The organism is Corynebacterium sp. HMSC072G08, from assembly GCF_001809185.1.
GTDB classification, from domain to species: domain Bacteria; phylum Actinomycetota; class Actinomycetes; order Mycobacteriales; family Mycobacteriaceae; genus Corynebacterium; species Corynebacterium phoceense.
On the sequence record NZ_KV796431.1, the window covers coordinates 1 to 215 of the forward strand.

A 215-nucleotide genomic window follows, 5' to 3' on the forward strand; every position below is an offset into this window, starting at 1 on the left:
ACAGACGGCACGTGGCGCACCGGCGCAGAACTTATGGAAGAACTCCTCGCCGGGGTGGGGCTAGCGACGATTGTCAACGCGCGCAACGAGCCGATGAAGCAATACCGCCTCAAACGCTACTTCACCCAAGCCCAACGCGACATGATAGCGGCGGTCCAGCACACGTGTATGGATCCGGACTGTAAGATTCCGTTCTCGATGTGCCAGGCCGACCA

General features: G+C 60.0%; 1 pseudogene. It reads left to right on the forward strand.

Annotated features, from left to right (window positions below):
• Nucleotides 1-215: pseudogene (locus HMPREF2559_RS13015) on the forward strand (HNH endonuclease); the annotation flags it as partial.